Source organism: Streptomyces marianii, from assembly GCF_005795905.1.
Classification (GTDB): Bacteria; Actinomycetota; Actinomycetes; order Streptomycetales; family Streptomycetaceae; genus Streptomyces; species Streptomyces marianii.
Map to the genome: position 1 here is coordinate 970,416 of NZ_VAWE01000001.1, position 11,650 is coordinate 982,065.

Below are 11,650 nucleotides of genomic sequence, written 5' to 3' on the forward strand. Positions count from 1 at the left end.
CGAATCAAGATCTGCACGCAGTTCTGTCGGCCTGGCTCAATGGTTGCTCACGGCCGCCACCCCAGTACACACCGCATCCGGCGCCGGTTGGAGAGATTTCGTCGAACGAGGGACTCCCCGTGAAGGCAGACCTGATGGAGGCGCAACCGCCCGTTACGGACGGCACAAGCGCTGCGGTCCGAACGCGTTCCGGAGCATGCGAAATCGACGTCGCGCTGACAGCCGCTGCCGTCTCGGGCGTGCGTGACCTCGTCAGTGCGTGCCTACGTCTGTGGGGCCTTACCGAACTCGACTGGCGGGTCACTCTCGCTGCATCCGAGCTACTGACGAACGCCTTCCAGCACGCCCGCAAGGAGGACGAGTCCTCGGTTCCAGTGAAGGTCGTCCTCACCCGCACCCCCGACGGGGTCTTCCTGTGCGTCAGTGACCCGCACCCCTGGCTCCCAGTCCCCGTCTTGGCCGACGACAACGACGAGGGCGGTCGCGGTCTGATGCTGATCAAGAAGCTCAGCGACAGATGCGGCTGCTCGTCCACTGCGCACGGCAAAGACGTTTGGGCCACGATTCTGCACTCCGCGTAGTCGCAACCTCCCTGCCTCTGACGAGACCCGAAAGGACCACCACCATGTGCAGGCACTCGCCGCCATTCCTCAGGGCCGACGCGAAGGCCGACGGCGGTCCATCGTCAGCGACGCTGAGCTCGGAAGACTCGAAAGCAGCTTCAGGTGGGGGCACGGCCCTCGCGCGAAACCTCTTTTGGGAGGGAGACGTTAGCGAGGACGCTCGTACTTCCTGGTCTACCTTCCGCATCCCCGCGGGCAGGGCGTGATGTACGCCCGCAGGGGCTCCAGCGTCGTGGAGTTACGGCAAGCCTGCATCCGGGCGCTCCGCTGCGTCGCGCCAGTAGTCGGCGAGCATCTCACCCGGCCAGGCCGGCTGGCGGACGGTGCCTCGGGGCCCCATCTTCTGGAAATACGGGGCGAGGTCCACAACCGGTGTCCCGTCGACCGCGTCGAGGTCCGTCACCCGAAGGTCCCGGCCTTCCACACCCAGCAGCCGCGGGTAGCTGACAGCCAGTTGGTTCGGGCGCCGGTGGTTGCGGTGGACGAAGGTTCCAGTCGCCGGCCACTGCGAATTGCCCCGGGGGCTACGGGCGTGGAGCTGGACGTCTTCCAGCTGCGCCAGGTGGAAGCGCCACGTCACCGTCAAGTGGGAAAATTCGTCGATACCCTGGAGAGTTTCGAGGGGGTATGCCTCGTTGAGCCGGATGACCGACTCGACCCCGCCCTGGTAGTCGTCCTGAACGCGGGTGTGGCCGCCAACGACCGTTGCGACCGCTTCGACCTCGTACGTCGTCACCGGTACTGGTTCCTCTCCTCAGGCGATGCTGGTCTGCGGGCTACCGTGGGGCATCGAGCGTCCGCGTCGCGATCAGCCTATGGCCCGGAGCAGGCCGCGTGCCCGGCTGTCCAGCTCGGTGACATGGCGGCCTCCGCGTTGCCGGACGGGCGAGAGGTCGCTCTGGATGCGGACGATGACGTCACGAGTCCGGCCGGACTGGACGCCCGTCATGGCGTCGAGTGCTTCGTTCCAGGTTGCGCACGCCTCGTCGAGATTTCCCCTCAGCACCTGGACGGCGCCAAGATAGCCGAGCGTCACGCTGTGGGTGCGGGCGAACTGCTGACGCCGACGCGTGGCCACACTCCGCTTGAAGTGGATCTCCGCGTCGAGGGGCTGACCTATGTCGCGCAGAGCGCAGGCCGTCTCGTGGGCGAGGGAGGCTTCCTGGAAGAAGCCGACGCGGGCAGGCGCTTCGTTGGCGTCGGCGCGGGCGAGATCCCGCTCCGCACGGCTGATGGCCGCCAGCGTGCCAGCGCGGTCGTTGTCGGCCGCGAGTGCACGGGCGTGGACGATCGCCAGCAGCGCCTTCTCGCGATGGCTGGCCTTGCCGTAGCGGTCTCGGGACATCGAGGCGTCGGCCAGGGCGAGCGCCCTGCGTGGGTGCCCGAGGTCGACGGCCTGGTGGGCGAGGGCGCGCAGGACGTGGCCGCCGAGCGGTCCGTCTCCGGCTTCCGCCGCGATCCGTGCGGCGATGGTGAGGTAGCGCTGGGCGGTTCGGTGTTCGCCGGCATCGAAGGCCATCCAGCCGGCGAGGTACGTCATCTCCGCGACCGCGGAGTACGTGTCGCCGCGGAGCTGATCTGTACGGAATCGGCCGCCGAGCAGCGGCACCGCCTCGTCGAGCAGGTGGCTGGCGAGGGCCTTGCGGCCGGATGCACCACCTCGCTGCTGGTCGCGCGCGGAGTAGTAGACCGTGAGGTCGCGGACGTCGTCGACGTCGGCCTGGGTCACCGAGCGCGAGGAGGCCGGTCGGCGGCTCGCCGCTGCGGCGGGGGCAGCTGCCCACCACGACGTGGTAGGCAGGGCGAGGCCGGCGGCGGAGTACGCGGCGGTGGCCAGCAGCTTGCGTCGGTGCATGTCGAGATCGTCGCTTCCCAGCTCGGCCAGTGCAGTCAGAGGGTCGACGCTCCAGTCGGATCCGGTGTCGGTCGTGCCTGTCGGCTCTTCTTCCAGCCCCAGGTCGGCCAGGGTGAGGCGGCGGCCGAGCTTGCGGGACAGCGTCTCTCGCAGGATATGCGGCGCTCTGCCGCTTGGCTTCGTGCCGAGCACCCACATGGAGATGTGCGAGCGGGAGATCGCCTCCAGCTCCCGCACTCCGCACTCCGCGGCCACGCGGGCAACAGCGGCGGCGGCTTGCGGCTGGGACCAGCCTGCTTCGCGCAGGAGTGCGGCGAGGGCGACGTTGCGTTCACGGGCCATGGACTGCCCCCTCGGTTCCGAAATGATCTTTGGCGCCTTTGGCGGCCTTCCCGTCCGCGCAGGCATACCCCTCGGACGGGATTCACGGTTCGCTCAACGTAGCTGCCAGATCACTCACTTCGCACGCCAGCCGTCGGCTCCGACCGGCGATCTCGGCTCACTTTGGCTTGATACGAACAGGAGTTGTGTCATGCGCCTTTCGCTGGACCCTCGCCGAGGCGCCAGCCAGCTCGTGGGCGGGCGCGGGCGGGGAGCGCCCGTCACCGCGGCACCGACGCCGGAGCGCGATCACGTGGTGGCCGCGTCGGAGACGGTGACGCTCGTGCTGGGCGAGGATTCGCTGCTGCCCGAGAATGCGGCCGATGTGGAAGACCTAGTTCGCCTTCTGCGCGGCCACATCGCCCAGTTGGGCGCACGGACCGCTCCGGGGATTCCCGCCCTGCTGCGCGCGCAGCGGCTCTGCTCCGACAGCATCCCCGAGGACAACGTGCCGAGCCGGGTGTACCTGGTCAGGCTCGCCGAGGCCACCCAGGAGCTGATGGCCTACGTGGAACGCGTCGGGCCCGGGCCGATCAGTGTGAAGGGCGGGCGGCGTTGGCCGAGGCCGACGGTCAACATGGGGCGCGGAGCCGTCTTCGCCCTCGCCCTGGCCTGCTTGGTCTTCGCCACTTCGATGCCGCGGACATGACCGTGACCGGTGCCGTCGTGATTGCTCTGGTCTTCGGGCCGACAGCCTGGCTGGTGCTTCGCGGCGAGCGCACCGCCGGCCCGGCTCGAGCCGGGGAGGACCTGCCGCCGCCCGGTAACGCTCCCGCTCACCCCAGTGACCACCGACCTGCCTTCTGCCCACCGTTCCCTGCCGCTGCAGCGGCCCCGATTCCACCCCGGACCCGCGGGGTTCACGGAGATCCACACGATGAAACGGCTTCCACGCATTGAGCAGTACGGCCTGATCAGCGACATGCAGACCAGCGCCCACGTCTGCGATGACGGTTCGATCGACTGGCTGTGCCTGCCCCGCTTCGACTCGCCGGCCCCGTTCGCGGCCCTGGTCGGTTCGGAGAGGCACAGGGCATGGCGCATAGCCCCCGCCGCCTACCAGGAGGGCGCCGCGGCGAGCGCCGAGTGGCGCCATGTCGGCGAGTCCCTCGTGCTGGAGACGGTGTGGACGACCTCCTCCGGCAGCGTGACGGTCACCGACTTCATGCCGCCGCGCAACGGAGCGCCGCAGTACAGCCACATCGGGGTCATCGGATCCGCGCTCCTGCTGCAGCGGCTCGGCGCGGGTGCGCTTGCGGCCGAGGCGGACGTCCTCGTGGCGGCGAGTGCCTGATGAGCACGCTCGCCATCACGACCCTCGTCCTGCTCGCCCTCGCAGCCGTCGTCGCCGGAGCGGCAGCCTGGCTCACCCGTCGCCGCTGGCTCGCGGCACGACAGCAGGCACATCTCCTGGCCCGAGAACAGCGGGCCGCAGAGCAGGCCCTGGACCGGCTGGTCCACGAGGTGCTGCCGCAGATTCACAGGGCCGGCGGCCGGGTTGCTCCGCCGGTTCTGGCGCTGGAGCTGGCCGGCACCGCGGTCGGCGGGCGGCTTGAGCTCGTGGTCAAGGCCACCGTCGGACTCGCCCAGGCCATGGTGCGCGACATCCAGTACGCCGCGCACCAGGAGATCGAACAGGCCAAGAGGCGCGGAGCGGAGGAGCTGCGCCGTGTGCACACCGACGCGCAAGCGGAGATCGCCCGGGTGCAGGCGAACGCCGTACGGTCGACCGAGGCCGCGGTGCGCAGTGTGTCGTCGGCGCTGGTGGGCATGGCCGCTAGGACCAGCCGCAGGGTCAGCGAGGGGGTCCGGGAGCACCAGGACGACGCCGCCTTCGAGACGCTGGCTGGGATCGACCGCACCGTCCAGCAGACGCTGCTGGTCGCGCAGGGCTGGACGGTCCTGGCCGGCGGCAAGCTGACCCGGCACTGGACCACCACGACTCTGACCGATGTGGTGCGGGCCGCGATGGGGTACGTCGAGGACTACCAGCGGGTGGCACCGCAGGAGCTGCCCCTCGCCGTGAAGACCCGTGTCGTTGGGCCCGTGGTGCACACCCTCACTCTCCTGCTGGACAACGCGCTGCGGTTCTCCCCGCCGCAGTCCCGGGTCCACGTCTCCTTCGAGCAGGGCCACCACGGGGTCACCGTCATCGTGGACGACAGCGGCCTGCAGATGACGCCGGAGCAGCTCGACGAGGCACGGGACGTCCTCACCGGCCAGCGCACCGACGACATCACACAGCTCGGCGCCCTGCCCAAGACCGGCTTCCGGGTCGCCGCCGTCCTCGCTCGCGCCTACGGCTTCCGGGTCGATGTCCAGGCCCCCAACGCCCTGCTGGGCACCCGCGCGCTCCTCACCCTGCCCCAGGACCTCCTCACCACCGCGGCCGAGGCCGCACCCCCGCCCGCGCCGGCGCAGGCGCAGGCGCAGGCGGCTCACAGCGTCCCGCAGGGCGCGCTCGCCCCCGTCCCAGAGAGCCGTCTCGCACTGGCCCCGCCCGCGCCAGGACCGGAGCCCTTCCCGGCGCACCCGCCGGCAGAGGAGCGCCTCGCTGCGTTGGGCGCTACCGGGACGACGGCCAGCGGGCTGACACGGCGCCACCGGCGCGGCACCCCGGCGCCTGCTCCCGCCCGCCGCCCGGTCAACGCGGAGCCGGGACGCGCGAGCGTGATCGCCGCCTGGGCCCGCGGCACCCACGCGGCGCGCGCCGAACGTGACGCCGCCCCCTCCCCTACCCCTGACGAGCAAGGACACGAGGCATGAGCGAGAAGAACATCGGCTGGCTTCTGGAGCGCCTGGAGGAGACCGACGGCGTGGAGTACGCCGTACTCGTGGCGGCCGACGGCATGAGCCCGGACTACACGCCCCGACTCCCGCAGGAGCAGGCGGAGAAGATCGCCGCGATCACCTCGACGCTGTGGGCGGCGTCGCGGGCCTTCGACCGTGAGACCGGCGGCGGGGGCGTGCGCCAGTTCGTCATGGAGTCGGTCGGCCACATCTCCCTGCTCATCCCGGCCGGGGAGAACACGATGCTCGCCGTCCGCACGAGCAGCCCCAACGCCGACATCGGCGTGATCAGCGAGGCCGCCCTGCGGCTGGCGGGCAGCTTCGGCGACCAGCTGGGCGTCAAGACCCGGGTGACCAGCAGCGTGGAAGCACCGCCGGCATGAGCAGGCCGCGGCAGGATCCCGACCTGGTCAGGCCCTACGTCCGCACGGGCGGACGTACCCGCCCCAGCACGGACGTGCGCCTGGAGAGCGTGGTCTTCGCCGCGACCGGCACCCACCCCGGACTTAACGCCGACGGACGCCGCCTGCTGGCCCTGTTCGCCGGCGCCCGCGGCGGCGGTCTGGCCGTCGCCGAGATCGCCTCCGAACTCGCCCTGCCGCCCTCGACCACCCGCATCCTCGTCGCCGACCTCATCGGACTCGGACTGATGACCCTCGCCCAGGCCCAGGACGCCGACCGCCCGCCCGTCTCACTGATCGAAAGGGTCCTTCATGGCCTCCGCGCTCACGCCTGACCGGTTCGTCGCGCCGACGGTGACGGCGACCGCGAAGATCGTGGTCGCCGGAGCCTTCGGCGTGGGCAAGACCACCTTCGTCGGCAGCGTCTCCGAAGTGCCGCCCGTGCACATGGAAGAGACCATCACCCGGGCCAGCGCGCTGGTCGACGACCTGGCCCGCACGCCGCAGAAGTCCACCACCACCGTCGGCGTCGACTTCGGGCGCAAGCACCTCGGCGACGACCTGGTGCTGTACCTGTTCGGCACCCCGGGCCAGGCCCGGTTCCGGTTCTTGTGGGAGGAGCTGCTCGTCGGCGCCCTCGGCGCCCTGGTCCTGGTCGACCCCCGCGACCTGGACGCCTCCCACGAGATCCTCGCCCTCCTCGAAGAGGCCGAAGTGGCGTACGCGGTCGCGGTCAACCAGTTCGACGGCGCACCCCGCTACCCGCTCGCCGAGATCCACGAGGCGCTGGCACTGGAGGGACACACACCGCTGAGCGTGTGCGACGCCCGCGAGCGGGCGTCGTGCATGCAGGCCCTGATCCAGCTCACCGAATACCTCGCACGTTTGGAGCCCCGACCGTGAGCACCACGACCCCGCGCATCTGCCTGTACGAGCCGGACTTCGCCCAGGACCCGCACGCCTTCTACCAGCGTATGCGCGAGCAGTTCGGGCCCTTGGTGCCGGTGGACCTGGCGCCCGGCGTGCCCGCCACGCTGGTCGTCGGCTACGAGGCGGCCCGCCGTATCCTCGGCGACCCGCAGCGCTTTCCCGCCGACCCGCGCCGGTGGCAGACCACCGTCCCGGACACCTGCCCCATCCGGCCGATGATGGAGTACCGGCGCAACGCCCTGCGCTCCGCCGGCGCCGAGCACACCCGCTACCGCGCCGCCAACTCCGCCGCGCTGCAGGCCGTCGACCAGCACGCGCTGCGTGACCACGTCGAGCAGGTCGCCGCCCAGACCATCAGCTCATTCGCTGCCGAGCGGAAGGCCGACCTGCTGGCCCAGTACGCCTGGCCGCTCGCCTTCCAAACGCTCAGCCACCTGCTCGGCTGCCCCGACGAGATCGGGCGGCGGATCGCGGACGGCATGTCCAAGATCTTCGACGGGGTCAACGCCTCCATCGGCAACCAGATCCTCGCCCAGGCCGTCACCGACCTCGTCGCCCTGCGCCGCGCGCATCCCTGCGACGACGTGACCAGCAGGCTCCTCGTCCACGTCGCGCGGCTGAACGACATCGAGATGGGCCAGCAGCTCATCACCCTCTACGGCGCGGGCATCGAACCGCTGACCAACCTGATCACCAACACGCTCCTGGAGATGCTCACCAACCCCGACTTCTCCGGGGACCTGCACGCCGGCGACGCCTCCGTCCGCGAAGCCCTGGACACCGTCCTCTACCGCGACCCGCCGCTCGCGAACTTCTCCATGAGCTACCCGCCCCGGCCCGCCGACGTCGGCGGCTACTTGCTCCCGGCCGACGAGCCGGTGGTCATCAGCTACGCCGCCTGCAACAACGACCCCGACCTCGGCGGGCGCGCCGCTGGGCAACCGCGCCCACCTCGCCTGGGGCGCCGGCCCGCACAGCTGCCCGGCCAGCTCGCACGCCTACCTCATCGCCGAGACCGCGATCCTCCACATCCTCGACGCCCTGCCCGAGATGGACCTCGCCGCCCGCCGCGAGGACCTCACCTGGCGCCCCGGCCCCTTCCACCGCTCCCTGGTCACCCTGCCCGTCACCTTCCCCACCAGCTGAAAGAGACCCCGACGTGCCCGAACAGCAGATACTCGTCCTCGACCCCACCGGCAGCGACCCGGACGCCGAACACCTGGCCCTGCGCGAACGCGGCCCCGCCACCCTCGTGGACATCCTCGGCGTGCGCGCCTGGTCCGTCTCCGACCCGACGCTCCTCAAGCGGCTGCTCACCAGCAAGGACGTCTCCAAGGACGGCCGCGCCCACTGGCCGGCCTTCGCCGAGACCGTTCCCACCTGGCCGCTGGCCCTGTGGGTCGCGGTGGAGAACATGTTCACCGCCTACGGCGCCAACCACAGCCGCCTGCGTCGCATGGTCGCCCCCGCCCTCACCGCCCGCCGCACCGCCGCCCTCCAGACGGACGTCGAGACCCTGGTCACCGGCCTGCTCGACGACCTCGACGGCCTCCCGGCCGGGGAGAGCGCCGACCTGCGCGAGCACCTCGCCTACCCGCTGCCGATCGCCGTCATCGGGCAGCTCATGGGCGTCCCCGCCGGCCAGCGCGCCGAGTTCCGCTCCGTGGTCGACAACGTGTTCGCCACCCACCTCACCGCCGAGGAACAGGCGGCCAACGCCGCCGCCCTCTACGGCCTGCTGGACGCCCTCATCGCCACCAAGCGCACCGTCCCCGGCGAGGACATGACCTCGCTGCTGATCGCCACCCGCGACGAGGAAGGCGACGGTTCCACGCTCAGCGACGCCGAGCTGCGCGACACGCTCCTGCTGATGATCAGCGCCGGGTACGAGACCACCGTCAACGTCATCGACCAGGCCCTCACCACCCTGCTGTCCGACCCGACCCAGCTCACTCACGTGCGGGACGGACGGTGCACCTGGCAGGACATCGTCGAGGAGACCCTGCGGCACGAGCCCGCGGTCAAGCACCTGCCCCTGCGCTACGCCCTCAGCGACATCCCGCTCCCCGACGGGCAGACCATCCGCTCCGGCGACGCCGTCTTGGCCTCGTACGCCGCCGCCAACCGGCACCCCGCCCTGCACCAGTACGCCGACCTGTTCGACGCCACCCGGATCAGCAAGGAGCACCTCGCCTTCGGGCACGGCGTCCACTTCTGCCTCGGCGCCCCGCTGGCCCGCCTCGAAGTCGCCACCGCGCTGCGCCTGTTCTTCGAGCGCTTCCCCCACGCCCGGCTCGCCACCCAGCGCGAGGACCTGCAGCGCCTGCCGAGCCTCATCAGCAACGGGCACACCAGCGTCCCCGTCCTGCTGCGCCCCACGACGACCGACTGACCGGCCCTCAACGAGGAACCCTTGCCATGACCACGCTCGCCACAACACAGCCTCTCACCCCGTCCGAACGGCGCATCGCCCAGCACGTGATCAAGGGCCTGGACGCCCGCGAGATCGCAGCCGTCACCCAGCTCAAGCCGAACACCGTCCGCTCCACGCTGCGCACCGTGCGCTGGAAGCTGGCCTGTCCCGAACGCTGCTCCCTCGCCGTCGTCGCCCACCGCCTCCTCGGCTCCGGCCAGATCCTTGCCCCAACACCGCCGCGGCCTGCTCAGGATCTCAGCCCCGAGCAGCTCAGCCTGCTCACGGCCGCCGCCGAACACAGCCTGCCCCGGGACATCGCCCTCGCCGCCGGCCTCGCCCCAGCCGACCTGCGCGCCGCACTTGAACAGCTCCTCGCCGACACGGGATCACAGGACGCCACCGAACTGGTGGTGCTCGCGCACAGCTGGCACCTGCTGCCCGCCGAGGGAGCCGCTCACACGACGCGAAGCGGGCGACCCAGTGACCCGGCCCGCGACCCCCACGGCGATCGAGGACCGCTCCGCCCCGGTCCCGTTCACCCAGACGCCGCCGGCCGCCGTTTACGAGATGCGCATGTTACGTACCGCGGCCGAGCGCGAGGAAGCCGCTGCCCTCGTCCAGGACCGCCAGAACTGGCTCACCCTGCACGGCCTGCCCGTACCCGCCCGAGCCGACATCCCCGCGCAGTTCCGCGACCCGCAGACCATGTCCGCCGGTCTGTTCGAGGACGGGAGGCTCCTGGCCTGCATGATCCCCGAGCACGACCCCGACCTCGGATGGGGCCAGGGGCCCTGCCTCTTCCTCCACAGCATCCACACCCTGCCCGGCCAGTCCGACGACATCACCCGCCTGATCACCCTGTGGGCGTCCGACTTCGCCGCCCGAATCGACCTCCCCGTCGTACGGGCCGAGGCCCTGGCCCGCCACGCCCTCGAAGCCGAACCCCTCGCTGCCCTCCTGCGTCGTTTCGCCGACTCCAGCTGGGACGTGTGCGGATCGGGCCCGGGACGCGACGGCGATCGAGTCGCCCGCCTCGAACTCCCCGCCGAGCACCGCCCCGGGCTCCGCGCGCTGATCAACTGTCAGGTCCACACGCCTCAGCCGGCCCCGGATGATCGGAGCAGCGCGTGACCGTCGACGAACCGCAGCGGCCCGACCTCGCCCGTGAGCTGATCGCCCGCGCCACGAAATCGGCCGCACACCGGGCCAAGCGCGTGCGCGACCAGCTCGACGCCGTCGAACTCGGCCAGGGCCGGCACACCGACCACGCCAACACCAAGGTGCTGCGCCGCATCCTGGCCGAGCACGACTGGCCCGGCCACCGCCTCGTCGGCCCCGACGCGGCCCGCGCCGCGTGGAGCATCGCCCTGCACAGCGACGACGAACCCGACTTCCAACGCGCCGCCACCACCCTGCTGGGACGTGCGGTCCAGGCCGGCGACGCACTGGTCCAGCACTGGGCGCACCTGCACGACCGCGCCCTCGTCACCAGCGGGCGCGACCAGGAGTACGGCACCCAGCTCCTGCTGCGCGCCGACGGCATCGAGCTGTGCCCGCTGCGCGCGCCGGAGTCCGTCGACACACGCAGGGCCACCGTCGGTCTGCCACCGATCGCCGTCGCGCTGAAGGCGGTGCGCCGCCGGTACACGCCTGACGGCTCTGCCGATGAAGCCCCGACCGTCGTCCTCGCGGGGGCCGCGTGAAGAAGCGGAACCCCGGATTCTCGACCAGTCCAGTCGGCCTCACGGCTGCAACTCCGCTCTTTGAAAGGGCCGTTGACAGATGAAGCTCACCACCGCCATCCTCGCCGCCGGTGCTGCCCTCTCCCTCACCACCGCCGTGATCGGAGCCGCCCGGCTCAGGCAGGACGCCCGGCACCAGGCCGAGCGAAACGAGGCGGTCGTCGCCCGCAACCAGCTCGACTGGCTTGCGCAGATGTCCACCAACCCCGACCTCGCCAAGCTCTGGACGCCCGAGGACATGGGCGTCGAGGAGTACATGGAGCTACTCAGGGCCAATCAGCTCATCTGCACCCTCAGCCTCCGCGACCGCCTCGGCTTCGTCCGCGACGGGCACCTGCCGTTCTTCGCCTCGGTGGTCATGAGCAGCGACGTCTGCCGGCGCTACTGGCACCACTTCGGCGACCTCCGCGCCCGAGAGGCCGAGGGCGACGAGCGGGCCGAGCACTTCACCCGGGTGCTGGACCTGGCCGCGAAGAGCCACCCTCGGGCTCAGCCCGCAGCCGTCTGATGAA

At 71.2% G+C, this 11,650-nt stretch carries 13 protein-coding genes and 2 pseudogenes; 12 read left to right on the forward strand and 3 right to left on the reverse strand.

Going from position 1 to position 11,650, the window contains the following annotated elements; translation table 11 throughout:
• Window positions 1-239: 239 nt before the first annotated feature.
• On the forward strand, window positions 240-581 hold the full coding sequence (locus FEF34_RS04455; protein WP_234042267.1) for an ATP-binding protein: 342 nt from the start codon (window positions 240-242) through the stop codon (window positions 579-581).
• A 280-nt stretch (window positions 582-861) separates the two neighbouring features.
• Here the strand turns inward: FEF34_RS04455 and FEF34_RS04460 are convergent, their stop codons facing one another.
• Both FEF34_RS04460 and FEF34_RS04465 read right to left on the reverse strand, forming a co-directional pair.
• Window positions 862-1,359, reverse strand: a complete 498-nt coding sequence (locus FEF34_RS04460) for an SAM-dependent methyltransferase (RefSeq protein ID WP_138051958.1) — start codon at window positions 1,357-1,359, stop codon at window positions 862-864.
• A 72-nt stretch (window positions 1,360-1,431) separates the two neighbouring features.
• A complete protein-coding gene (locus tag FEF34_RS04465) occupies window positions 1,432-2,820 on the reverse strand; it encodes a Tat pathway signal protein (protein ID WP_171052815.1) in 1,389 nt (462 codons plus the stop codon).
• Between the two features lie 190 nt (window positions 2,821-3,010).
• Here FEF34_RS04465 and FEF34_RS04470 point away from each other — a divergent pair, with 190 nt between their 5' ends.
• The 6 genes and pseudogenes from FEF34_RS04470 (at window position 3,011) to FEF34_RS04495 (ending at window position 6,953) form a co-directional block, all read left to right on the forward strand.
• The gene (locus FEF34_RS04470; protein ID WP_234042268.1) at window positions 3,011-3,508 is read left to right on the forward strand and encodes a DUF6415 family natural product biosynthesis protein; all 498 of its coding nucleotides are present in this window, start codon (window positions 3,011-3,013) and stop codon (window positions 3,506-3,508) included.
• A 228-nt stretch (window positions 3,509-3,736) separates the two neighbouring features.
• A pseudogene (locus FEF34_RS04475) lies at window positions 3,737-4,063 on the forward strand (trehalase-like domain-containing protein); the annotation flags it as partial.
• Window positions 4,064-4,152: 89 nt separating this feature from the next.
• Window positions 4,153-5,625 carry a sensor histidine kinase gene (locus FEF34_RS04480; protein ID WP_138051959.1) on the forward strand — a complete coding sequence of 491 codons (1,473 nt, stop codon included), beginning with the start codon at window positions 4,153-4,155 and terminating at the stop codon, window positions 5,623-5,625.
• Window positions 5,622-6,032, forward strand: a complete 411-nt coding sequence (locus FEF34_RS04485) for a roadblock/LC7 domain-containing protein (protein WP_138051960.1) — start codon at window positions 5,622-5,624, stop codon at window positions 6,030-6,032. Before FEF34_RS04480 ends, FEF34_RS04485 begins: the two co-directional genes overlap by 4 nt.
• Complete coding sequence (locus tag FEF34_RS04490; RefSeq protein WP_138051961.1) at window positions 6,029-6,385, forward strand: DUF742 domain-containing protein; 357 nt, start codon at window positions 6,029-6,031, stop codon at window positions 6,383-6,385. The genes FEF34_RS04485 and FEF34_RS04490 overlap by 4 nt, the downstream gene beginning before the upstream one ends.
• Complete coding sequence (locus FEF34_RS04495; protein WP_138051962.1) at window positions 6,363-6,953, forward strand: GTP-binding protein; 591 nt, start codon at window positions 6,363-6,365, stop codon at window positions 6,951-6,953. Before FEF34_RS04490 ends, FEF34_RS04495 begins: the two co-directional genes overlap by 23 nt.
• Window positions 6,954-7,339: 386 nt before the next feature.
• Here FEF34_RS04495 and FEF34_RS44475 read toward each other — a convergent pair whose 3' ends face one another.
• Complete coding sequence (locus tag FEF34_RS44475; RefSeq protein ID WP_456113533.1) at window positions 7,340-7,726, reverse strand: hypothetical protein; 387 nt, start codon at window positions 7,724-7,726, stop codon at window positions 7,340-7,342.
• A 413-nt stretch (window positions 7,727-8,139) separates the two neighbouring features.
• Between FEF34_RS44475 and FEF34_RS04505 the strand changes: the two genes are divergently transcribed.
• From FEF34_RS04505 to FEF34_RS04525, 5 genes and pseudogenes are all read left to right on the forward strand, one after another.
• Window positions 8,140-9,372: a cytochrome P450 family protein gene (locus FEF34_RS04505; protein ID WP_138051963.1), complete on the forward strand. Its 1,233-nt coding sequence runs from the start codon at window positions 8,140-8,142 to the stop codon at window positions 9,370-9,372.
• Between the two features lie 26 nt (window positions 9,373-9,398).
• Window positions 9,399-9,578 (forward strand): annotated as a pseudogene (locus tag FEF34_RS42570) (helix-turn-helix transcriptional regulator); the annotation flags it as partial.
• A gap of 385 nt (window positions 9,579-9,963) precedes the next feature.
• Entirely contained in the window at window positions 9,964-10,527 is a 564-nt protein-coding gene (locus tag FEF34_RS04515) for a hypothetical protein (RefSeq protein ID WP_138057279.1), read from the forward strand.
• Window positions 10,524-11,099, forward strand: a complete 576-nt coding sequence (locus FEF34_RS04520) for a DUF6624 domain-containing protein (RefSeq protein WP_138051964.1) — start codon at window positions 10,524-10,526, stop codon at window positions 11,097-11,099. Before FEF34_RS04515 ends, FEF34_RS04520 begins: the two co-directional genes overlap by 4 nt.
• A 79-nt stretch (window positions 11,100-11,178) precedes the next feature.
• The gene (locus FEF34_RS04525) at window positions 11,179-11,646 is read left to right on the forward strand and encodes a DUF6082 family protein (RefSeq protein WP_138051965.1); all 468 of its coding nucleotides are present in this window, start codon (window positions 11,179-11,181) and stop codon (window positions 11,644-11,646) included.
• Window positions 11,647-11,650: the final 4 nt, after the last annotated feature.

What these genes read in the sequence shown, in the direction of transcription:
- FEF34_RS04465 (WP_171052815.1), bottom strand. Translation starts at nt 2,820, where the DNA reads ATGGCCCGTGAACGCAACGTCGCCCTCGCCGCACTCCTGCGCGAAGCA.
- FEF34_RS04470 (WP_234042268.1), top strand. Translation starts at nt 3,011, where the DNA reads ATGCGCCTTTCGCTGGACCCTCGCCGAGGCGCCAGCCAGCTCGTGGGC.
- FEF34_RS04480 (WP_138051959.1), top strand. Translation starts at nt 4,153, where the DNA reads ATGAGCACGCTCGCCATCACGACCCTCGTCCTGCTCGCCCTCGCAGCC.
- FEF34_RS04485 (WP_138051960.1), top strand. Translation starts at nt 5,622, where the DNA reads ATGAGCGAGAAGAACATCGGCTGGCTTCTGGAGCGCCTGGAGGAGACC.
- FEF34_RS04490 (WP_138051961.1), top strand. Translation starts at nt 6,029, where the DNA reads ATGAGCAGGCCGCGGCAGGATCCCGACCTGGTCAGGCCCTACGTCCGC.
- FEF34_RS04495 (WP_138051962.1), top strand. Translation starts at nt 6,363, where the DNA reads ATGGCCTCCGCGCTCACGCCTGACCGGTTCGTCGCGCCGACGGTGACG.
- FEF34_RS04515 (WP_138057279.1), top strand. Translation starts at nt 9,964, where the DNA reads ATGCGCATGTTACGTACCGCGGCCGAGCGCGAGGAAGCCGCTGCCCTC.
- FEF34_RS04525 (WP_138051965.1), top strand. Translation starts at nt 11,179, where the DNA reads ATGAAGCTCACCACCGCCATCCTCGCCGCCGGTGCTGCCCTCTCCCTC.